The 20,472-nt window shown below is 61.6% G+C and carries 16 protein-coding genes and 2 rRNA genes (1 of these 18 running past the window's edge); 5 read left to right on the top strand and 13 right to left on the bottom strand.

Translation table 11 applies throughout. The annotated features are described in order from the left end of the window. Positions 1–118 precede the first annotated feature (118 nt). The 4 genes from P5704_004120 to P5704_004135 form a co-directional block, all read right to left on the bottom strand. On the bottom strand, positions 119–1,471 hold the full coding sequence (locus P5704_004120; GenBank protein WOF79694.1) for an MmgE/PrpD family protein: 1,353 nt from the start codon (positions 1,469–1,471) through the stop codon (positions 119–121). After that, positions 1,468–1,860: a VOC family protein gene (locus P5704_004125; GenBank protein ID WOF79695.1), complete on the bottom strand. Its 393-nt coding sequence runs from the start codon at positions 1,858–1,860 to the stop codon at positions 1,468–1,470. The genes P5704_004120 and P5704_004125 overlap by 4 nt, the downstream gene beginning before the upstream one ends. A gap of 114 nt (positions 1,861–1,974) precedes the next feature. Then, complete coding sequence (locus P5704_004130; protein ID WOF79696.1) at positions 1,975–3,138, bottom strand: acyl-CoA dehydrogenase family protein; 1,164 nt, start codon at positions 3,136–3,138, stop codon at positions 1,975–1,977. Positions 3,139–3,384: 246 nt separating this feature from the next. Continuing rightward, on the bottom strand, positions 3,385–4,206 hold the full coding sequence (locus tag P5704_004135; protein WOF79697.1) for a MaoC family dehydratase N-terminal domain-containing protein: 822 nt from the start codon (positions 4,204–4,206) through the stop codon (positions 3,385–3,387). 125 nt (positions 4,207–4,331) lie between these two features. Between P5704_004135 and P5704_004140 the strand changes: the two genes are divergently transcribed. The 3 genes from P5704_004140 to P5704_004150 all read left to right on the top strand — a co-directional run bounded on the left by P5704_004140 (position 4,332) and on the right by P5704_004150 (position 8,082). After that, positions 4,332–5,219 (top strand): LysR family transcriptional regulator, encoded by an 888-nt coding sequence (locus tag P5704_004140; protein ID WOF79698.1) that lies wholly within the window; start codon positions 4,332–4,334, stop codon positions 5,217–5,219. 78 nt (positions 5,220–5,297) lie between these two features. Then, positions 5,298–6,623, top strand: coding sequence for a DUF2254 domain-containing protein (locus P5704_004145; GenBank protein WOF79699.1), 1,326 nt, complete (start codon positions 5,298–5,300; stop codon positions 6,621–6,623). Between the two features lie 142 nt (positions 6,624–6,765). Beyond that, positions 6,766–8,082 (top strand): MFS transporter, encoded by a 1,317-nt coding sequence (locus P5704_004150; GenBank protein WOF79700.1) that lies wholly within the window; start codon positions 6,766–6,768, stop codon positions 8,080–8,082. Between the two features lie 37 nt (positions 8,083–8,119). Here the strand turns inward: P5704_004150 and arfB are convergent, their stop codons facing one another. Beyond that, positions 8,120–8,533, bottom strand: coding sequence for an alternative ribosome rescue aminoacyl-tRNA hydrolase ArfB (gene arfB / locus P5704_004155; protein WOF79701.1), 414 nt, complete (start codon positions 8,531–8,533; stop codon positions 8,120–8,122). 135 nt (positions 8,534–8,668) lie between these two features. Here arfB and P5704_004160 point away from each other — a divergent pair, with 135 nt between their 5' ends. Beyond that, positions 8,669–9,712, top strand: a complete 1,044-nt coding sequence (locus tag P5704_004160) for a metal-dependent hydrolase (GenBank protein WOF79702.1) — start codon at positions 8,669–8,671, stop codon at positions 9,710–9,712. 45 nt (positions 9,713–9,757) lie between these two features. On the opposite strand, the gene P5704_004165 is transcribed toward P5704_004160, so the two are convergent. The 6 genes from P5704_004165 to P5704_004190 all read right to left on the bottom strand — a co-directional run bounded on the left by P5704_004165 (position 9,758) and on the right by P5704_004190 (position 16,270). Further along, positions 9,758–11,710 (bottom strand): methyl-accepting chemotaxis protein, encoded by a 1,953-nt coding sequence (locus tag P5704_004165; protein ID WOF79703.1) that lies wholly within the window; start codon positions 11,708–11,710, stop codon positions 9,758–9,760. A gap of 230 nt (positions 11,711–11,940) precedes the next feature. Then, positions 11,941–13,719: an ABC transporter ATP-binding protein gene (locus tag P5704_004170; GenBank protein WOF79704.1), complete on the bottom strand. Its 1,779-nt coding sequence runs from the start codon at positions 13,717–13,719 to the stop codon at positions 11,941–11,943. Further along, on the bottom strand, positions 13,712–14,311 hold the full coding sequence (locus P5704_004175) for a DsbA family protein (GenBank protein ID WOF81167.1): 600 nt from the start codon (positions 14,309–14,311) through the stop codon (positions 13,712–13,714). Before P5704_004175 ends, P5704_004170 begins: the two co-directional genes overlap by 8 nt. 78 nt (positions 14,312–14,389) lie before the next feature. Continuing rightward, positions 14,390–15,325, bottom strand: coding sequence for a rhodanese-related sulfurtransferase (locus P5704_004180; GenBank protein ID WOF79705.1), 936 nt, complete (start codon positions 15,323–15,325; stop codon positions 14,390–14,392). 127 nt (positions 15,326–15,452) lie between these two features. Further along, the gene (locus P5704_004185; GenBank protein ID WOF79706.1) at positions 15,453–15,752 is read right to left on the bottom strand and encodes a BolA family protein; all 300 of its coding nucleotides are present in this window, start codon (positions 15,750–15,752) and stop codon (positions 15,453–15,455) included. A gap of 11 nt (positions 15,753–15,763) precedes the next feature. Then, the gene (locus P5704_004190; GenBank protein WOF79707.1) at positions 15,764–16,270 is read right to left on the bottom strand and encodes a DUF2059 domain-containing protein; all 507 of its coding nucleotides are present in this window, start codon (positions 16,268–16,270) and stop codon (positions 15,764–15,766) included. A 145-nt stretch (positions 16,271–16,415) separates the two neighbouring features. On the opposite strand from P5704_004190, the gene P5704_004195 reads away from it, so the two are divergent. Next, positions 16,416–17,810, top strand: a complete 1,395-nt coding sequence (locus P5704_004195; GenBank protein ID WOF81168.1) for a class II fumarate hydratase — start codon at positions 16,416–16,418, stop codon at positions 17,808–17,810. Between the two features lie 440 nt (positions 17,811–18,250). Here the strand turns inward: P5704_004195 and rrf are convergent. Continuing rightward, a 5S ribosomal RNA gene (rrf, locus tag P5704_004200) occupies positions 18,251–18,366 on the bottom strand. Between the two features lie 134 nt (positions 18,367–18,500). After that, positions 18,501–20,472, bottom strand: a 23S ribosomal RNA gene (locus P5704_004205); it runs 918 nt beyond the window's last position.

A 20,472-nucleotide genomic window follows, 5' to 3' on the forward strand; every position in this document is an offset into this window, starting at 1 on the left:
TTCCTGCAGATTCGACGTAGGGTGGAAAACGGCGAAGCCTTTTCCACGCGTTTGTTCAAGTCCCTGCAACCCTGGTGCTGTTCTGGTGGATGAGGCTTCGCCGTCATCCACCCTACGTTCAGGCCAATGCGTCCAGCCGCTCCAGCTCGCGCAGGCGCCATACCGTATCGATCAACACACCCGCCTCGTCATCGCTGCGCGTAGCGGAGAACTGCACGAGGCGGCGGAACTTGTCTTCCAGTTCGGCGCGACTCAGCGTGTTGCCCGGGTCGCCCTTGGGCTCGTCGATGGCGCCGTGCAGCGTGCGGCCATCGGCGGTGGTCACTTCGACGCGGCCGAGCCAGCGTGCCGGGTAGGCGCCGTCAACTTCGGGATCCAGGGTCATCGAGACCTTCTCGCGGAACGCACCCACGCGCGGGTCGCTAAGCGCATGACTGTGGAATTCGGTCAGGCCGGCCTTGCCGTACAAGGCGATCAGCCCCAGCACGGTGCCCATGGAGAACTTGGCCTGATGCACCGTCTGCGGCACCGTCACGCGGCCGAGCACGTCGATCGCGCCCTGATGCACATGGGCGGTGACCGAGGCGATGTCATCGGCCCCGAGCCCTTCGCGCTGCATCAGCGCCAGCAGCGCATCGGCGGCCGGATGGGTATGGCGGCAGGAGGCGTGGAACTTGAACGAGGTTTCCGCCAGCGCCCAACGCGTGCCGAGCCGGTCGGACAGCTTGCTCGGCTCGGCATCGCTAGACATGCCCGCTGCCATGCCCTGCTCGCCTTCGAGAATGTCTTGCGCGCCGGTCAGGCCATCGGCGGTCAGGTAGGCGGCGAGCAGGCCATCGGCCGCCGCCTTGGCGGTGTGCAGCTGCTTGGAGTCCGCCGCGTCACGGAGAAATTCCCACAGCCCCGCCGCTTGCGTGCCGGCGCTGCCGAGCAGATGGGTGAACTGCTGCTGATCGAAATCCATCAGCTTGCCGACGGCCACCGCCGCGGCCAGGGTGCCGACGGTCGCGGTGGTGTGGAAGATGCGGTAGTGCGAGCGGCCGAGGAACTCGCCGATGCGGATGCCCGCCTCGTAGCCGGCGACCGCGGCCACCAGCAGCTCGCGACCGGACTTGCCGAGATCCTGCGCGGCGGCCAGCGCGGCCGGGAACACCACGGTGGCCGGGTGCAGCACCGAGCTGTTGTGCAGGTCGTCCTGCTCCACCAGGTGCGAGCTGGCCGCGTTCACCAGCGCGGCGAAATAGGCCGAGCTGCTCTGGCCGTTGACCAGAATGCGCGCCGGGCCGTCGACCGGCCCCATCCTTTGCGCGTAACGCTCGAACAGCGGAATCGGATGCGAGCCGGCGCTGGCCAGGGCCGAGCCGAGCCAGTCGAGAAAGAGGTCTTCGCTGCGGGCGAGCACCGGCTCGGGGATCTGCTCGTAGTGCAGCCCGGCGAGGAATTCGGTCAGCGCCTGGGTGTGCTGGCTCATGCGGTCGGCTCCAGTGGGTTGGACAGTTCGATAAGGTTCTGGTCGGGGTCGCGCAGGTACACCGAGCGGATCGGTCCGGTCGCGCCGGTGCGCTGCACCGGACCTTCGATGATGGCAACCTGCTGCGCCTGGAGATGGGCGATCACCTCGGCCAGCGGTGTGGCAACGATAAAGCAAAGGTCCGCCGAACCCGGCGTCGGCCGCTCGGCCTTGGGCTCGAACTCGCGTCCGGCCTGGTGCAGGTTGAGCTTCTGGTTGCCGAAGGCCAGCGCCTTGCGCCCTTCGCCGAAGGTCACCGCCTGCATGCCGAGCACGCGGGTGTAGAAGTCGATCGTTGCCTCAAGGTCGGCGACGGTCAGCACCAGGTGGTCGAGATGGCTGATATTCATGACGCACTTCCCTCTTTCGTAGGGTGGAAATCGCGAAGCATTTCCACCAGCTGTGTCGCCTGTTCGATACGCGTGGAAAAGGCTTCGCCGTTTTCCACCCTACGTTTGGCTCCGTTAGAACGAGCGCGGCAGCTCGAGCAGGTGCTCGGCCACGTACGACAGGATCAGGTTGGTGGAGATCGGCGCCACCTGGTACAGCCGCGTCTCGCGGAACTTGCGCTCGACGTCGTATTCGTTGGCGAAGCCGAAGCCGCCGTGGGTCTGCAGGCAAGCGTTGGCCGCCTCCCAGCTGGCCTTGGCCGCCAGGTACTTGGCCATGTTGGCCGCCGCCCCGGCGTTGCGCCCGGCGTCGTATTCCTCGCAGGCGCGCCAGCGCATCAGGTCGGCAGCCTCGATCTCGATATGCGCTTCGGCGATGGGGAACTGCACGCCCTGGTTCTGCCCGATGGGCCGGCCGAATACCACGCGGTCGCGGGCATACTGAGCGGACTTCTCGACGAACCAGCGGCCATCGCCGATGCACTCGGCGGCGATCAGCGTGCGCTCGGCATTCAGGCCGTCAAGGATGTAGCGAAAGCCCTTGCCCTCCTCGCCAATCAGGCTACTGGCGGGAATCTCCAGGTTGTCGAAGAACAGCTCGTTGGTCTCGTGGTTGACCATGTTGGCGATCGGCTGCACGGTCAGGCCGTTGCCGATGGCCTCGCGCAGGTCGACGAGGAAGATCGACATGCCCTCGGACTTGCGCTTGACCTCGGCCAGCGGCGTAGTGCGTGCCAGCAGGATCATCAGGTCTGAATGCTGGATGCGCGAGATCCACACCTTCTGCCCGTTGATGACGTACTTGTCGCCCTGGCGCACGGCGGTGGCCTTGATCCTGGTGGTGTCGGTGCCGGTGGTCGGCTCGGTGACACCCATGGACTGCAGGCGCAACTCGCCGCTAGCCAGCTTCGGCAGGTAGTAGCGCTTCTGCTCCTCGTTGCCGTTTCTGAGCAGGGTGAACATGTTGTACATCTGCCCATGGATGGTCCCGGAGTTGCCGCCGCAACGATTGACCTCCTCGAGAATCACCGAGGCCTCGGCCAGCCCCAGGCCCGAGCCACCGTATTCTTCCGGGATCATCGCCGACAGCCAGCCGGCCTCGGTCATGGCGGTGACGAAGGCTTCCGGGAAGCCCTTTTCCTCGTCGATCTTGCGCCAGTAGTCGGCGGGAAAATCGGCGCAGAGCGCGCGTACGCCTTCGCGGATGAAGCTCAGTTCTTCGGTCTTGTTCGGGTTCATCTCGGTTCCTCAGAAAACGGGTGATGTCGAGTGGCTTGCCTCCCCCTCACCCCAGCCCTCTCCCTCCGGGAGAGGGGGCTGCATTCGCGTTTGGCTGGACTGCCTAGTAGCGCACTCAGCTTGAGTCTCAGCAGAATTTTTCCGCGGGACGACCATCACCTGCGCCCTTGACCACCCCGCAGATGCAGTCCCCTCGCCCCCTTGGGGAGAGGGTTAGGGTGAGGGGGCGGTGTCCCGCCATACACCTCAGTCGAATTCCACCTCAGCTTGCTGCGCCAGGCCGTTGTGGTCGCCGGCCCAGAGTTCGGCCTTGCCCGGCGCGACGATGCGACCGCCGACCTCGAATGGCTGCGACGCGATCAGCGGGCGCAGGCCGCGATAGGCGAAGCGACGCAGGCGCGCGTCGGGATTGGCGCGGCAGAAGGCACGCAGGTTGAGGGTGGCGATCAGCGGGCCGTGCACCACCAGTCCCGGATAACCTTCGCCTTCAGTGACGTAGGGCCAGTCGTAATGGATGCGATGGCCGTTGAAGGTGACCGCCGAGTAGCGGAACAGCAGCGTCGGCGTCGGCGTTACCGCCTCGCGCCAGCTACCGGCGATCATGGGTTCGCCGCTGCTGCTCTTCGGCGGGCTCGGCTCGCGGTAGACGATGTCCTGCTCCTCGCGGATGGTCAGGCGGCCATCCTGCAGGTAGTCGTGCTGCACGGTGACGAACAGCAGCGCGCCGGTGCGGCCTTGCTTTTCCTCGATGTGCTTGATGGTGGACACACGCCGTGCCTCGCCGCCGGCTTCCAGCGGGCGGAAGAACTCGACGCGGCCGCCCGCCCACATGCGGTTGCGGTTGTCCGCCGGTGGCAGAAAACCGCCGCGCGCCGGATGGCCATCCTCGCCCAGACCGCTCTCGGTGATGGGCTCCTGAAAGAAGCACCATTGCCACAGCGGCGGCAGCGCTTCGCCATGAGCGGGGGTGGTTTCACCGAATGTAGCGGCGATGCGCATCAGCAGGTTACGGCTGAGCTGGTCGTGCACTTCTTCGCTGCGGCCAATCCAGGCAGAGATATCGGTCATTGCGGCTTCCGGTCGTTGTCTTTGTTTCGCTGGAGAATGCTACCAAGGCGGCGTTCCGTGAATTTGCATTTACCAACACCGGCGTTCGGCTAAGCTGAACGCCGTTTCAAGTACGGGTTTCAAGCATGCATTTCGATCTGGCCGACCTGCGCCTGTTCATTCATATCGCCGAATCCCCCAGCCTGACTCAGGGTGCGCGCCGGGCTCATCTGTCGCCAGCGGCGGCCAGTGCCCGCATCAAGGCGCTGGAGAACCAGCTCGACAGCCGCCTGCTCTACCGCGACAGCCGTGGCGTGGAGCTGACGCCGGCCGGACACAAGCTGCTGCAGCACGCGCGGCTGATCATGCGCCAGGTGGACTACCTGAAGAGCGAGTTCACCGAATACGGCACCGATTCGGCCGGGCACATCCGTATCTTCGCCAACACCACCGCGGTGACCGAATTTCTGCCGGAAGTACTGGCGGGCTTTCTCGCCCAGCGCCCTGGCGTCACGGTAGACCTGCAGGAAAGGCTGAGCCGCGACATCGTCCGTGGCGTGCTCGATGGCAGCACGGACATGGGCATCATCGCCGGCCCGGTGCGCGCCGAAGGCCTGCAGGTGCTGCACTTCAGCACCGATCGCCTGCTGCTGGCCGTGCCGATCGGCCATCCGCTGGCGGGCGAACGGCAGGTCACGCTGCGCCAGACGCTGGCCTACCAGCACATCGGCCTGCATGAGGGCAGCACGCTGCTGACCTTTCTGCGCGATCAGGTGGAAAAGCTCGGTGGTCAGCTATCGCTGCGCATCCAGGTCTCCAGCTTCGAGGCCGTGTGCCGGATGATCGAGGCCGGCGTGGGCATCGGCATCATTCCCGAATCCGCGGCAAGGCGGCACAGCCGCACCATGCAGCTTGCGCTGGTGGCACTGGACGAACCCTGGGCGGTGCGCGAGCGCAGCATTCTGGTTCGTGAACTGGACGCACTGCCCGGCAGCGTGCGTGCGCTGATCGCGACCCTGATCCCCGACGACTAGGCCTGAGCGAACGTTACGCCCCGAATGCTGCCGAAAGGCGGGTAGCCCCGCTTCGGCGGAGCATCGCAGGGAGCCACCATGTCCGCACTGACCAACCGGCTGTTTCGGCTGTATCACCGAGTCATCGGCAGCATCGCCTTCTACCCGACACTGATCGCCCTGGGCCTGGCCGTCCTGTGCATCGTCACGATCCTGCTGGAGATGACCTGGCTGCAGCCGTACAAGGAGGATCTGGACCTGGGGCTAGTGAAGAACGCCGAAAACGCCCGGTTGATCCTCGGCACGCTGGTCGGCGGGATCATTTCGCTGATGGTGTTCAGCTTCTCGATGGTGATGGTGGTGCTCAACTCGGCCGCCTCGTCGCTGTCGCCGCGGGTCATTCCTGGGCTCATCAGCAGCCGCAGCCACCAGGTGGTGCTCGGCGTCTATCTCGGTACGATCATCAGTTCGCTGATGCTGATCTCTACGATTCAGGAAGGCGACGACATCAATGTACCCAGCCTCGGCATCTTTCTGGCGCTGGGGCTCGCGGTGATCTGTCTGTGCCTGTTCGTATATTTCATTCGCTCCATTTCACTGTCGATCCAGGTCGATTTCATCCTCAACCGGGTCTACAAGCAGACCCACGCCCAGCTGCAACAGCGCCTCGAGCGACTGGAGCGCTGCGAGGTCGCCGATTGGCCGGATGACAGCGGCTGGCAGACCGTCCGGGCGCGGCGCTCCGGCTATTTCAAGGCGCTGAACATCGCTGCAGCCCAGAACCTGCTCTGCGAACAGGACGCCTGCATGACCGTGCAGGTGCACTATGGCTTCTTCGTCATGCCTGGCCACCCGCTGATACGGCTGAGCCGGGAACTGGACGAGCAATGCGTGGCGCAGTTGCTCGACTGTTTCGATTTCTATGTCGAGGAATACGCCCACCGGCATTTCTTTTTCGGCTTCAAACAGATCATCGAGATCGCCGTACGCGCGCTAAGCCCGGGCATCAACGATCCGGGAACGGCGATCAAAGCAATCGACATGATGGGCGTGCTGCTCAGCGAGCGGATGAAGTTGCCGGACCACGATGTCGCGCCCGAGCAAGGCGAACCACGGATCTTCCTCAACGAGCTCGATCTGCATCAGATGCTCCTGCTGGCCTTCGGCTCGCTGCGTGCGTACGGCAAGGAGGATCTTCAGGTACTGCTGACTCTGCTTCAGGCGTGCAAGAACCTCCTGTTCAGCGCGACCGACGTCGAGGACGAACAGGTAATCCTGCGCCACGCCCAGGCGATCCTCGAACAGGCATCCGCCTCGCTGGACGGCGCGCTGGATCGCCGCGCCGTCGCCGAGGCGGTGCAGTTACTGAACAAGGCCGTGCGCCGCGCCGAGCCGCTGGAGAACACGCTGACGCGGGAGTCCTGAACATGCGCTATGCCCTGGACGGAGGCACGGCAGCCCCACGCCCCGTTCAATTCCTTACAAATCAAACAGTTGCATTTCGTTGTTCTCAACGCAGGACGCGCCGCGACTTGTTTTCAGCCATCTCGTTATTTAGGGTGTTCCGATGAAAACCTTGATCGCACCTATCAGCTCCCTGCTCGCCGGCGTGGCTCTGCTCCTGCTCGGGCACGGGCTGCTCAATACGTTGCTTACACTGCGCGGCGTTGCCGAAGGTTACTCCACCGGCATGATCGGTCTGCTGATGTCCGGCTATTTTGCCGGCTTCCTGATCGGCACCTGGCTGGCGCCCTCGCTGATCCGCCGCATCGGCCACATCCGCACCTTCGCCTTCTATGCCGCGCTGGCCGCAGTCGCCGTGCTGGTGCACGTGCTGATCGTCAACCCGTGGGTGTGGCTGGTGCTGCGGGTGCTCTACGGGGTGTCGCTGGTCACGCTGTACATGGTCATCGAAAGCTGGCTGAACGCGCAGGTCAGTGGCGAAAAGCGCGGCCAGGTGTTTGCCCTGTACATGGCGGTCAACCTCGGTGCACTGGCGGCGGCACAACAGTTGTTGAGCCTCGACACGCCGATGAATTTCACGCTGTTCGCGCTGGCGGCAATCCTCATCAGCAGCGCACTGATGCCGATCACCCTGACCCGCCAGGCGCAACCCGCTCTGCCGGACATGCCGGCCACCGACTTGCTGCAACTGGCGCGCGTCGCCCCACTGCCGTTGATGGCGGCCGGTATCTCCGGGCTTACGCTGGGCGGTTTCTGGGGCCTGGCACCGGTATACGCGAGCCAGGTCGGCTTCGATGCCGCCGGTGTCGGCCTGCTGATGAGCATCACCATTCTCGGCGGCGCGGTGCTGCAATGGCCGATCGGGCTGTTCTCGGACAAGCATGACCGGCGCGTCGTGCTGCTCTGGGTGGTGGCGATCGCGGCGGTCCTGGCGCTGGTGATCACTCCGATCATGTCCGGCTCGCTGCTGCTGGGGTTGATGTTTCTCTGGGGCGGGCTGGCCTTTTCGATCTATTCGATCGCCGTGGCGCAGATGGTCGACCAGTTGCACCCGGACGAAATTCTTTCGGGTTCCAGCGGCCTATTGCTGGCCAACGGCTTCGGGGCGGCGTTCGGCCCGGTGGTCGCCGGTGGTCTGATGCACCTGTTCGGCCACATCGCCCTGCCACTGTTCTTCGCCGTGTCGCTGGGCATCCTCGCGATCTACTCGTTCTGGCGCCCGCGCCGCGTGGTGGATCTGGTCACCGAGCCGCACGGTCATTTCACCCCGATGCTGCGTACCAGCCACACCGTTCTGGAGCTGATGCCCGACACCCCGGAAGTCGAAGCGACCGCGGCACCGGCCAACGAGGCAGAGATGGTCGACGAGCATCCGGCCGCGCAGGAAGAGCCGATTCCACCACGGACCGGTACGCTGTAGTCAGCGGCTCCTCAGGCGGCGTACCGGCAACGGCCGATCAGAAGTCGACTTTGCCCCGCCCTGCCTTGATCGCGCCGCGCTTGGTCTTGCCTTCGAGCCGGCGCTTCTTCGAGCCGAGCGTCGGCTTGGTCGGGCGGCGCGCCTTCTCCACCTTGGCCACGCTGCGAATCAGTTCCGCCAGGCGTTCCAGCGCATCGAGACGGTTCTGCTCCTGGGTTCGATACCGCTGCGCCTTGATGACAACCACGCCTTCACTGGTGATCCGGCTATCACGCAGGGCCAGCAGCCGCTCCTTGTAGAACGGCGGTAATGACGACGCCTGGATGTCGAAGCGCAAGTGCAACGCGCTGGAAACCTTGTTGACGTTCTGCCCGCCCGCCCCCTGGGCGCGGATGGCGGTCAGTTCGATCTCGGCATCCGGCAACTGCACGGCATTGGAAATTTCCAGCATGAAAGCTCGCGGCGGATGATGGGCGTCGGTGATTGTCCTATGACCTGCGCGCCACCGACACACTTTTTAGAGCATTAGCCGTCAACTGCCAGCAGCCATTCGGCTAAGGTAAACCCCGCCTCAATGGATCTGAACATGGACTCGATCACCCAGGCTCTACTCGGTGCCAGTGTGCAAGGCGCGATGCTCGGTCGCTGGCAGGGCCGCAAGGCGCTCGTTTACGGCGTCGTGCTCGGTACCCTGCCGGACCTCGATGTGGTCATCGACTACGGCGATGCGGTCGCCAACATGACCTATCACCGTGGCTTCAGCCATTCATTGCTCGTGCTGAGTCTGCTCGCCGTTCTGTTGACCTGGCTGACCAGGCGATTCCGCCCAGACGAGCGATACTCCGGCACACGACTGTTCTTCAGCATCTGGCTGGTGCTGATCACCCACGTCCTGCTGGACGCCTTCACCAGCTATGGCACGCAGTTGCTTTGGCCACTGACCACACAGCCTATCGCCTGGTCCAGCGTGTTCATCATCGATCCGCTCTACAGCGTGCCGCTGCTCGTTGCGGTGCTGGCAGGTCTGCTGTTTGGCCTGCACGGACGCACAGGCAAATGGCCCACCTACGCCCTGGCCATTTCCACCTGTTACCTGGGGTTCACCCTGGCCGGCAAACAGATGGCCGAGCACCGCGTGCAGACGACGATGGCCAGCCAGGGGATTCAGGCGGAGCAGATGTTCAGCACACCAACCCCCTTCAACAGCCTGCTGTGGCGGGTGATCCTGGTCGATGGCGAGCACTATTACGAAACGCTGGTCAGCTGGAGGGATACTGCACCACCCAGCCTCGTGCGGCTTCCACGCAACGCGCAGCTGGCCGCGGAGCTCGATGGCTCAGAACAGCACGAACGCTTGAAATGGTTTACCGGAAACGTGCTGCGCTATGACGTGGCTGGCAATCAGCTACTGGTGACCGACCTGCGGCTGGGCATGACCGGCTTTCATCCATTCCGTTTTCCGCTGGCAGAGCGCTCTGCCGAAGGCTGGAAGCTTATCGCCAAGCCCGAGCGAGTGCCGGCCAATCGAGGCGACATGAGCCGCCTGGTCAGCCTCTGGCAGCGCATCTGGCAGCAGGAACCAGCGCTGCCTCTGGCCGCCTGGGCCGCCGAGCTGAACGGCGGCCGCTGAAGAAAACGGCTCGAGCAGCTCGAGCCGCTTACCTCCCTATGCACGTCAGGTGCGGAACTGACGAACCAGTTCCTGCAGTTCCAGCCCCAGGCGTGCCAGCTCGGCGCTGGCACTGGCGGTGTGCTCGGTGGCACTGGCGCTCTGGTCGCCGATATCCCGCACACGGGTCACGCTTTCGGAAATGTTTTCCGCCACGGCGCTCTGCTGCTCGGCAGCTGCCGCGATCTGCTGGTTCATCTGCTCGATGGTCGACACCGACTCCGTGATGCGACCAAGTGCGACGCCGGCCTCGTTAGCCAGGTCCACGGTCTGTTGAGTGAGGCCACGGCTGCTCTGCATCTGCTCGACCGCCTGCTGCGCAACCCGTTGCAGATTTGCGATGAGCCCCTCGATTTCCTCGGTGGAATCATGGGTCCGCCGCGCCAGGGCACGAACCTCGTCGGCCACCACGGCAAAGCCGCGGCCCTGCTCCCCGGCACGAGCCGCTTCGATGGCCGCATTGAGTGCCAACAGATTGGTTTGCTCGGCAACCGCCCGGATCACCTCGAGTACGCTGCCGATGCGGCCGCTTTCGGCGTGCAACGCTTCGATCGCATGTGCCGACTGATTCACCTCGCCCGCCAGACTGCCGATCTGTCCGACGGCATCCTGCACCACCAGATCGCCCTGCCGCGCCTGCTGATCCGCTTGGCGTGCGGCAATGGAAGCCTGCTCGGCATTGCGTGCAACCTCCTGCACCGTCGCCGCCATCTCGTGCATCGCGGTGGCCACTTGCTCGGTCTCGACGCGCTGAGTCTGCACGCCGGCACTGGTTTGCGCGGTCACCGCGGAAAGCTGATCGGCGGCCGCGGCGATCTGGCTGACGCTGCCACCGATACGGCCGATCAGGTTGCGCAGGCTTTCGGTCATACCATGCATGGCATTCTGCAGTTGTCCGACCTCGTCACGACGCGTGCTTGCCGTGGAGTACGTCAGATCGCCGCTGGCGACGCGCTGGGCCTGCTGGACGGTGCTGCGAAGCGGGCCGACGATCATTCGCGAGATAATTGTGGCGGCCAGCATGCCGACGAGAATGGCCAGCGCGCCGATCACGCCGAGCAACATGTAGCTGCTGCTTTTCTGTTGCTGCATGGCGCTGCTGGCATTGGTCAAAGCCTCGTCGGCAGCAGCGATCACCACTTCGGATTGCTGGGCCATCGACTGTTCGAGTGCGAGACGTTCGCTACGATTCTGGCGAAACTCATCGAACGCCAGCCTGTACTGGTCCAGCTCCGACAGGGCCTTGTCCATGGAGGCCTTCTGGTCATCGTTCAGCCAGATCTTGAGGTTGCTGCCGATGGTGGTCACGTTCCCGTGCAGGTCGCTCCAGCTGGTGGCCGCTTCGTCGGAGCTGTTGCCGACGTAGACATTTTCCAGGGTACGCATGTCCAGAATCTGCTTGGTCAGACCCGAAGTCGCCTCAGCTACCGTCAGCGGATCGCTACCCTTGAGCCGATCACCTTCCAGCCGCAGAACCCGTACCGCGTCGTACATGTCCAGCTCGATGAACTCGAACTCTTCACGACTGACCTGGGCGGCTTCCTGCATCCGCGTACGCAGCGCCACGCCGCGCTCGATCAACTGCATGTAGCGGTCGAACTTTTGCGCATATTCGTCCGCTGCCTGGCTGATCCGCGTCAAATAGGCCCGTTCGGCGGCATCGGAGCTGGTCGTCAGGACAGTCAGCTTCTGACTCAGCTGCTGCAGCGAACCATGCAACGCCTCGGCAGAGGACGTCTTACGAGTCAGTGCGTAGTCACGCTCAGCACCCCGCGCCGCAAGAATGGAGGCGTTGACGCTGGAAAGCTGCTCGATCTGCTGAGCCCGGCCGAGAATTTCATCGACGGCAATGAACCCGGTACCGGCCACTCCAAGCGTGAGCAGCAATACCAGCCCGAAACCACCGATGAGCTTTTTGCCGACCGAGAGATTAGTGAGTGAATGCAGCACTGGTTCCATCAGAGAAGTTCCACAAAAGAGGCACGAACGGGAAGTCGGCAGAGATTACTAATAGTTGAGCATTGTAGCTGGATATTTTTGGCGCCTTAAGACTGACGGTTACGGCTTTCGCTTGGTACGGCCGGCGCTGGCATGCCAAATAATGGGTACGGATGAGCCTGGAGTTTCTGGCCACGTCCCAACGGCGAAGTCAGTGCATCAAGTGCGGGCGACTGAATTACCTGCGACAGCTAATGCTGCAGGTGTCCATAGAGCCGAGCGTAAAGCCCACCCTCGGCGATGAGCTGCTGGTGGCCGCCGTCTTCGGCGATACGGCCACCGTCGAAGACCAGTACGCGATCCGCCTGTTTCACCGCAGACAGGCGATGGGCAATGATCAGGGTCGTACGCCCCTGAAGGAAACGATTGAGGCCTTGATGCAGGGCATACTCCGTCGCCGCATCCAGCGCAGAGGTGGCCTCATCGAGAATCACGACCTTCGGCTCGGCCAGGATCATGCGCGCGACGGCCAGGCGCTGCCGCTGCCCGCCGGACAGACGCACGCCGGAACGGCCGACGATGCTGTCCAGACCGTTCGGCAACTGGCGAATGGTATCGGCCAGCTGAGCGATCTCCAGCGCCCGCCAGCAGGCCTCGTCATCTCGCTCGCGGCCCATCATCAGATTGGCTCGCACGCTGTCGTTGAACAGCGCAGGGTGCTGCAACACCACTGCAACATTGTCGCGCACAGTGCCCAGCCCGATCTCTTCAAGCGGCACGCCGCCGAACTGAATCTGCCCGGCCTGCGGCTGATAGAGGCCCAGCAGCAGTTGCACCAGGGTGCTCTTGCCGCCACCGCTGGCCCCGACGATCGCGACCTTCTCGCCCGGTGCGATGCTGAGGTCCAGCCCTTCCAGAATCGGTTCATCCTGATAGGCGAAGCGCAAACCTCGCACATCGATGGCCACCGTCGTCTGGCCGGCGAAAGGATCGCGTCCGCCGGCGTACTGCGGCTCGTCCGCCCGTGCCAGCAACTGGTTGATGCGACCCAGCGCACCGCCGGCCGCGTAGAAGGCGTACTGCAAGCTCAGCAGCTGCTCCACCGGACCGATCATGAACCAGAGGTAGCTGAACACCGCCAGCATCTGGCCAATCGAAAGATCGGAAAACAGCACGGTGAGCATTGCCGCAGCGCGAAACACGTCAATGCCGAACTGGAACAGCAAGCCACTGGCACGGTTGGACGCGTCGGTCTTCCACTGCGAAGCAACCGCATAGTCGCGTACTTCCCTCGCGCGCAAACCCAGGCGACCGAGGAAAAATCCCTGCCGGTTGCCAGCGCGCACCTCCTGGATAGCGTCGAGGGTTTCCGTGAGCGCCTGCGTGAAGCGCGACGTGCTGTCGTTCTCCAGCTTCTTCAGGTGCTTCACGCGCTTGCCCAACTGCACCGTGGCGTAGATCACAAGCGGGTTGAACAGGAGGATCAACAACGCCAGCTGCCAGTGCATCCACACCAGAATGGCCGCCGTGCCGAAAATCGACAGTACGGCCACCAGCAGGCGGCTGAGCGTATCGCCGATGAACTTGTCGATGGTCTCCAGATCAGTGACCAGGTGCGCCGCTACCGTGCCGCCGCCGAGGCTTTCGTATTCGGCCAGGGCAATGCGCTTGAGCCGCTCGATCAGGCGCACGCGAATGCGGTACACGATGTCCTTCGACAACCGAGCGAACAGACGCGCCTGCAACACGTTGAACACCAGCGCAGAAGACCGCAATACCAGAGTCACGCCGAGCATGAGCCCGATATAGCCGACCGCGGTTTCCCAGCTGGCTGGCAGGAATCGATCCATGATCTGCAGCGCCGAGTCGCCCGTTCCGAGCAGTACCTCGTCGACCAACAGCGGCAGTAGCAATGGAATCGGCACACTGCAGAGCGTCGCCAGCACGGCAACCAGATTCGCCAGGATCAGCGCTTTGCGATGGTGCAATGCGAGCCGACGTATCTCTGCCCAGCTGAGTTGGTCAGCCATGGGCATTACGCTCCAGCCAACGTTCCAATAGCGGGCTCAGGGCAGACAGCGGTTGATAGCCGTTGGTGACCAGCGCCAGTTGCCCTTCGTGCTCGGCCAGCAAGGTGGGGAAGCCGGCGATACCGAGGTTCTCGACCCAGGTGAAGTCGGCCGCGGTGGCTGCCTTGGTGGCCGAGTCGTCATAACGCTCGGCGAACTGACTGCGCGAAAGACCTGCGGTCTCGGCCAGGTCCACCAGCATCGACGGCAGGGTCACATCGCATCCGTGCTGGTAGAACGCCTGCTGAATCGCCAATGACAGCGACCAGACGCGAGACTCATCAAGGCTGCGAGCAGTGACAAGCGCACGGCAGGCGGGCTCCGTGTCGTAGATCAACGCGTCAGGCAAGCCCTTATCAAGATTGAATGGCTGACCAGTTGCCGAGTGCACGGCCTGCCAGTAGGACAGCGTGCGCTGACGCCCGGCCTGATCCATCGCTTCCTGTTCACGACGCAGACCGCCCACCCTCAGCCCAAGCGATACGCCTTGGGCCGCAGCTTGCTCGGCCAAAGCCGTCATTACCGGCGCGAACCCCCAGCACCATGAGCACATGGGGTCCATCACATAGATCAGTCGGGCCACTTCGAGACTCCACAACTACCTGGTGGGCCGACGCACGGCCAGTTGGCTTCAGCGATCCAGTTCTCGGGGGTCGCGGCCGATGGGATGCGGCTGGTTGCGCTGACGCGCCAGCTCGATCTGCTTCTGCCGCTCGCGGGCACCGGCACGCGTTTTTTCGCTCAGCGTATTCCAGCAATGTGGACAACTGATACCCGCAGCGTAGTGCTCCGATTGCCGATCTTCCATGGATAGCGGTGCGCGGCAGGCATGGCACAGATCGAACTCGCCGACGCTGAGGTCGTGCCGCACGGTCACGCGGTTATCGAACACGAAGCAGTCGCCTTGCCAGCGGCTTTGCGCCTCAGGCACCTCCTCCAAATACTTGAGGATGCCGCCCTTGAGGTGATAGACCTCTTCGAAGCCTTCACCGAGCATATAGCTCGACGCCTTCTCGCAGCGGATGCCGCCGGTACAGAACATCGCGACCTTCTTGTGCTTCGCCGGATCGAAGTGAGCCTTGATGTAGTCGGGAAATTCACGGAACGACTTGGTTTTCGGGTCCACCGCGCCCTCGAACGTACCGATCGCCACTTCGTAATCGTTACGAGTGTCGATCAGCAGCACTTCCGGATCGGCTATCAGCGCGTTCCAGTCCTGCGGCTCGACATAGGTTCCGACCTGCCGATTCGGATCGACACCCTCAACGCCGAGCGTGACGATCTCCTTCTTCAGCTTGACCTTGGTGCGGTAGAAAGGCTGCTCGTCGCAGTACGATTCCTTGTGATCGATGTCGGCAAGACGGACATCGCTCCGGAACCACTCAAGCAGCGCATCGATTGCCTCGCGGGTACCGGAAACCGTGCCATTGATGCCCTCCTCGGCCAACAACAAGGTGCCCTTGATGCCGTTGTGCGTAAGGGTTTCGAGCAGGGGTTCGCGCAGCGCAACGTAATCCGGCAGCGATACGAACTTGTACAGCGCTGCCACAACGATTTTTCGTGTCATGGGTAATTCCACCAGTGGTCACCCGCGTAAAGGGTGGACCGGATACAAACGAAAACGCCGGCGTGGGCCGGCGCGGGGAGGAAGTCTAACAAAGAACGGCAAGAATGGTCCCGTGCGAGACGGCGCCCTATTTATGCCCGCCAGCGCAAACCGGTGATGCCGGGGCCGAGCCCTGCTGCGTCCACTCCTCAGGTGTATAGGTATGCAGCGCGAGCGCGTGTATCTGTTGCATCAGCGCCCCCATCGCGGCATAGGCCTTCTGGTGGCGCTTGACCGAATTCAGCCCGGTGAACTGCTCGCTGACGATCACGGCTTTGTAATGGGTTTCCAGCCCGCGGCTGTGTGTATGGCTTTCATCGAGCACTTCAAGGTGCTCAGGCTGCAAGGCTTGCAGGAGGGCGTCTTGGATCAAATCGAGCTTGCGCATGGCAGGGTCTCTCAAGGCTTCTGTTTTTCGAGTTCGGCCGTCATTTCGGACAGCAGCTTGTTCACTTCCGGCACCGCGCTTTCCAGCTTGACCTGGGTAAGCTGAGCCGAGCGAGCATTGAGCTCCGGCAACTTGCTGAGCATCTTTTTGCCGAGTGGCGACTCATAAAAATCGATCAGCTGATTCAGTTCGGTTTCGGAGAATTGGCTGGTGTACAAAGCGACCAGATCCGGTTTCAGCTTGTCCCACCCTATAGCTTTGTCCAAAGCCGTGTTGGCCTGAGCCTGATAGCGCTCGAGCAGCGCCTTCTTGGTATCTGGCGCCTGCACTTCGGCAAAACGCTGCGCAAACATCTGCTGCACTTGGGCATAGACAGGCACGGCGAGCCGGTCAGCATTGGCAAGCTGGAGAAAACGCTCTGCGCTTGCCGCATGGCTCGCACTATCGGCGAAAGCCGATGAGCTGATACAGATGAACAGCACTGTAGCGCGCAGGGTCTGGACACGGAAAGTTGACATTGGAAATCCTTGGGCAGGCTATAGGTAGCCCTCAATGGACACATTCTGCGCCGGGAGTTCCAATGCCTCAAGCGGCCAAGGCAAAGCTACGGAACTGCCGATGCCGCAGGGCAGCCTAACCAGCAATATCGAGCAGGAGCATGGCATGACGCGTATAGAGACCGACAGTCTGGGACAAGTCGAAGTACCGGAACAGGCTTATTGGGGTGCACAAACGCAGCGATCACTGAGCAACTTCGCGATCGGTAGCGAGCGAATGCCTATCCAGATGCTGCATGCGTTAGCGTTGATCAAGAAGGCTGCCGCGCGTGTGAACAATCGAATCGGTGATCTGCCACCCGACATCGCGCGCCTGATCGAGCAAGCCGCGGATGAGGTTCTGCATGGTCAGCACGACGACCAGTTCCCGTTAGTCGTCTGGCAAACTGGCAGCGGCACGCAGAGCAATATGAACGTCAACGAGGTGATCGCGGGGCGCGCCAACGAGCTGGCGGGCGGCAACCGAGGCGGCAAGACGCCTGTCCATCCGAACGACCACGTCAATCGTGCACAGAGCTCCAACGACTGCTTCCCGACAGCAATGCACATTGCAGCCGCCAAAGCCGTGCATAGCCAGTTGCTGCCTGCCATTGCAGAACTGGCCGGGGGGCTGGCAGAGCTCGCTGTGCGGCATAACAAGCTGATCAAGACCGGGCGCACCCATCTGATGGATGCCACTCCGATTACCTTCGGCCAGGAGATGTCGGCGTTCGTCGCGCAGCTCGATATCGCCGAACGTACGATCCGTCAGTGCCTACCGGCTGTCTACGAGCTGGCTCAGGGGGGGACCGCAGTAGGAACCGGCTTGAACTCGCCGCACGGCTTCGCCGAAGCCATCGCAGCGGAGCTAGCTGCTCTCTCCGGCCTTCCCTTCGTCTCTGCCCCCAACAAGTTCGCCGCATTGGCCGGACATGAGCCCTTGGTCGCGATGTCCGGTGCCTTGAAGACGCTGGCCGTCGCATTGATGAAATTAGCCAATGATCTTCGTCTGCTCGGCTCAGGTCCGCGCGGGGGGTTCGCTGAAGTGCGATTGCCTGCCAACGAACCGGGCAGCTCAATCATGCCCGGCAAGGTCAATCCGACCCAATGCGAAGCCCTATCAATGCTTGCTTGCCAAGTCATGGGCAATGACATGACGATCAGCTTTGCAGCGAGTCAAGGGCATCTGCAACTGAACGTATTCAAGCCGGTGATCATTCATAACCTGCTTCAATCCGTTCAACTTCTCTCCGATGGATGCCGCAACTTCAATTCTCATTGCATTGCCGGCCTGGAGCCTGACCCGGCGCGTATGGCTGAGCACTTGGAGCGGGGACTTATGCTGGTAACAGCGCTGAACCCTCATATCGGCTATGACCGCGCAGCTGAAATCGCCAAGAAGGCATACGCACAAGGCACCACATTGCGCGAAGCAGCCATGGAACTCGGCTACCTGACCAGCGAGGAATTCGATCAATGGGTTCGTCCAGAGACCATGCTTGAAGCGGGGCAAAGGGAATAACGGGATAGCGAAATGGCTGTGTTCTTTCAACACGCCTGCCATCAGTCCGTGGGCAGGTGTCCGCGCCGACTGGCGCAGCCTAAGAGCCCAGCCAGAGCTATGGACCTGGACGACAGCTGCCGGCGGCTCCAGCTTCGAGCATCGATGCATTAGCTAGTGTCGGCCAAGACCGACAGCTAACACTGCACTGCTGCATGCAGCCGGGGCCGTCAGGACTAAACGCTGCATTATGCTTTTGGGGCCGGCTTTTGTTTTCAACACCGCGCTCAAAGCATTCCGACCTGGGCAAGCTTTATAGGCTGGCTTGCGGCAATGCCATTGAAAGATCGACGGGGACTTTCGCAGGTAAGCGCTAAATCGTCTCCTGTAACTCAGCACTTTTCTCCACCGCAAAAGCAAACCCCCGGCCAGCTTGCGCGGGTCGGGGGTTTGGGAAAGGAGCTTGACGATGACCTACTCTCACATGGGGAGACCCCACACTACCATCGGCGATGCGTCGTTTCACTACTGAGTTCGGGAAGGGATCAGGTGGTTCCAACGCTCTATGGTCGTCAAGCAATTCAGTTGCTGCCTCGGGGTTTAGCCGCTGCAGCGAATTGGGTATGTGATCGAACGGGTATTGCGTGTTCGTGCAGATTTTCGGTTTGTTTGTCGACTTACCGTCTAACAGCCAAATTGTTTGGGTGTTATATGGTCAAGCCTCACGGGCAATTAGTATGGGTTAGCTCAACGCCTCACAGCGCTTACACACCCCACCTATCAACGTCGTAGTCTTCGACGGCCCTTCAGGGAGCTCAAGGCTCCAGTGAGATCTCATCTTGAGGCAAGTTTCCCGCTTAGATGCTTTCAGCGGTTATCTCTTCCGAACGTAGCTACCCGGCAATGCCACTGGCGTGACAACCGGAACACCAGAGGTTCGTCCACTCCGGTCCTCTCGTACTAGGAGCAGCCCCTCTCAAATCTCAAACGTCCACGGCAGATAGGGACCGAACTGTCTCACGACGTTCTAAACCCAGCTCGCGTACCACTTTAAATGGCGAACAGCCATACCCTTGGGACCGGCTTCAGCCCCAGGATGTGATGAGCCGACATCGAGGTGCCAAACACCGCCGTCGATATGAACTCTTGGGCGGTATCAGCCTGTTATCCCCGGAGTACCTTTTATCCGTTGAGCGATGGCCCTTCCATACAGAACCACCGGATCACTAAGACCTACTTTCGTACCTGCTCGACGTGTCTGTCTCGCAGTCAAGCGCGCTTTTGCCTTTATACTCTACGACCGATTTCCGACCGGTCTGAGCGCACCTTCGTACTCCTCCGTTACTCTTTAGGAGGAGACCGCCCCAGTCAAACTACCCACCATACACTGTCCTCGATCCGGATAACGGACCAGAGTTAGAACCTCAAAGTTGCCAGGGTGGTATTTCAAGGATGGCTCCACGCGAACTGGCGTCCACGCTTCAAAGCCTCCCACCTATCCTACACAAGCAAATTCAAAGTCCAGTGCAAAGCTATAGTAAAGGTTCACGGGGTCTTTCCGTCTAGCCGCGGATACACTGCATCTTCACAGCGATTTCAATTTCACTGAGTCTCGGGTGGAGACAGCGCCGCCATCGTTACGCCATTCGTGCAGGTCGGAACTTACCCGACAAGGAATTTCGCTACCTTAGGACCGTTATAGTTACGGCCGCCGTTTACCGGGGCTTCGATCAAGAGCTTCGCTTGCGCTAACCCCATCAATTAACCTTCCGGCACCGGGCAGGCGTCACACCCTATACGTCCACTTTCGTGTTTGCAGAGTGCTGTGTTTTTAATAAACAGTCGCAGCGGCCTGGTATCTTCGACCGGCATGGGCTTACGTAGTAAATACTTCACCCTCACCGGCGCACCTTCTCCCGAAGTTACGGTGCCATTTTGCCTAGTTCCTTCACCCGAGTTCTCTCAAGCGCCTTGGTATTCTCTACCCAACCACCTGTGTCGGTTTGGGGTACGGTTCCTAGTTACCTGAAGCTTAGAGGCTTTTCCTGGAAGCATGGCATCGACCACTTCGCTTTCTAAAAGAAAGCTCGTCATCAGCTCTCGGCATCAAGCCCCGGATTTACCTAAGATCTCTGCCTACCACCTTAAACAAGGACAACCAACGCCTTGCTGGCCTAGCCTTCTCCGTCCCCCCATCGCAGTAACTAGAAGTACGGGAATATTAACCCGTTTCCCATCGACTACGCTCTTCAGCCTCGCCTTAGGGACCGACTCACCCTGCGTCGATTAACGTTGCGCAGGAACCCTTGGTCTTTCGGCGTGCGAGTTTTTCACTCGCATTGTCGTTACTCATGTCAGCATTCGCACTTCTGATACCTCCAGCCAGCTTCTCAACTGACCTTCACAGGCTTACAGAACGCTCCTCTACCGCTCAACTTGCGTTGAACCCGTAGCTTCGGTACCTGGTTTGAGCCCCGTTACATCTTCCGCGCAGGCCGACTCGACTAGTGAGCTATTACGCTTTCTTTAAAGGATGGCTGCTTCTAAGCCAACCTCCTAGCTGTCTAAGCCTTCCCACATCGTTTCCCACTTAACCAGGATTTTGGGACCTTAGCTGACGGTCTGGGTTGTTTCCCTTTTCACGACGGACGTTAGCACCCGCCGTGTGTCTCCCGTGCTGACA

Source organism: Pseudomonas sp. FeN3W (genome assembly GCA_030263805.2).
Lineage (GTDB): Bacteria > Pseudomonadota > Gammaproteobacteria > Pseudomonadales > Pseudomonadaceae > Stutzerimonas > Stutzerimonas stutzeri_G.

Bases quoted from the DNA above. Each gene is read 5' to 3' on its own strand.
- P5704_004135 (WOF79697.1), bottom strand. From the start codon at position 4,206: ATGACCGATATCTCTGCCTGGATTGGCCGCAGCGAAGAAGTGCACGAC.
- P5704_004145 (WOF79699.1), top strand. From the start codon at position 5,298: ATGTCCGCACTGACCAACCGGCTGTTTCGGCTGTATCACCGAGTCATC.
- P5704_004140 (WOF79698.1), top strand. From the start codon at position 4,332: ATGCATTTCGATCTGGCCGACCTGCGCCTGTTCATTCATATCGCCGAA.
- arfB (WOF79701.1), bottom strand. From the start codon at position 8,533: ATGCTGGAAATTTCCAATGCCGTGCAGTTGCCGGATGCCGAGATCGAA.
- P5704_004120 (WOF79694.1), bottom strand. From the start codon at position 1,471: ATGAGCCAGCACACCCAGGCGCTGACCGAATTCCTCGCCGGGCTGCAC.
- P5704_004180 (WOF79705.1), bottom strand. From the start codon at position 15,325: ATGACACGAAAAATCGTTGTGGCAGCGCTGTACAAGTTCGTATCGCTG.
- P5704_004150 (WOF79700.1), top strand. From the start codon at position 6,766: ATGAAAACCTTGATCGCACCTATCAGCTCCCTGCTCGCCGGCGTGGCT.
- P5704_004185 (WOF79706.1), bottom strand. From the start codon at position 15,752: ATGCGCAAGCTCGATTTGATCCAAGACGCCCTCCTGCAAGCCTTGCAG.
- P5704_004125 (WOF79695.1), bottom strand. From the start codon at position 1,860: ATGAATATCAGCCATCTCGACCACCTGGTGCTGACCGTCGCCGACCTT.
- P5704_004175 (WOF81167.1), bottom strand. From the start codon at position 14,311: ATGTGCTCATGGTGCTGGGGGTTCGCGCCGGTAATGACGGCTTTGGCC.
- P5704_004160 (WOF79702.1), top strand. From the start codon at position 8,669: ATGGACTCGATCACCCAGGCTCTACTCGGTGCCAGTGTGCAAGGCGCG.
- P5704_004190 (WOF79707.1), bottom strand. From the start codon at position 16,270: ATGTCAACTTTCCGTGTCCAGACCCTGCGCGCTACAGTGCTGTTCATC.
- P5704_004195 (WOF81168.1), top strand. From the start codon at position 16,416: ATGACGCGTATAGAGACCGACAGTCTGGGACAAGTCGAAGTACCGGAA.
- P5704_004170 (WOF79704.1), bottom strand. From the start codon at position 13,719: ATGGCTGACCAACTCAGCTGGGCAGAGATACGTCGGCTCGCATTGCAC.
- P5704_004130 (WOF79696.1), bottom strand. From the start codon at position 3,138: ATGAACCCGAACAAGACCGAAGAACTGAGCTTCATCCGCGAAGGCGTA.
- P5704_004165 (WOF79703.1), bottom strand. From the start codon at position 11,710: ATGGAACCAGTGCTGCATTCACTCACTAATCTCTCGGTCGGCAAAAAG.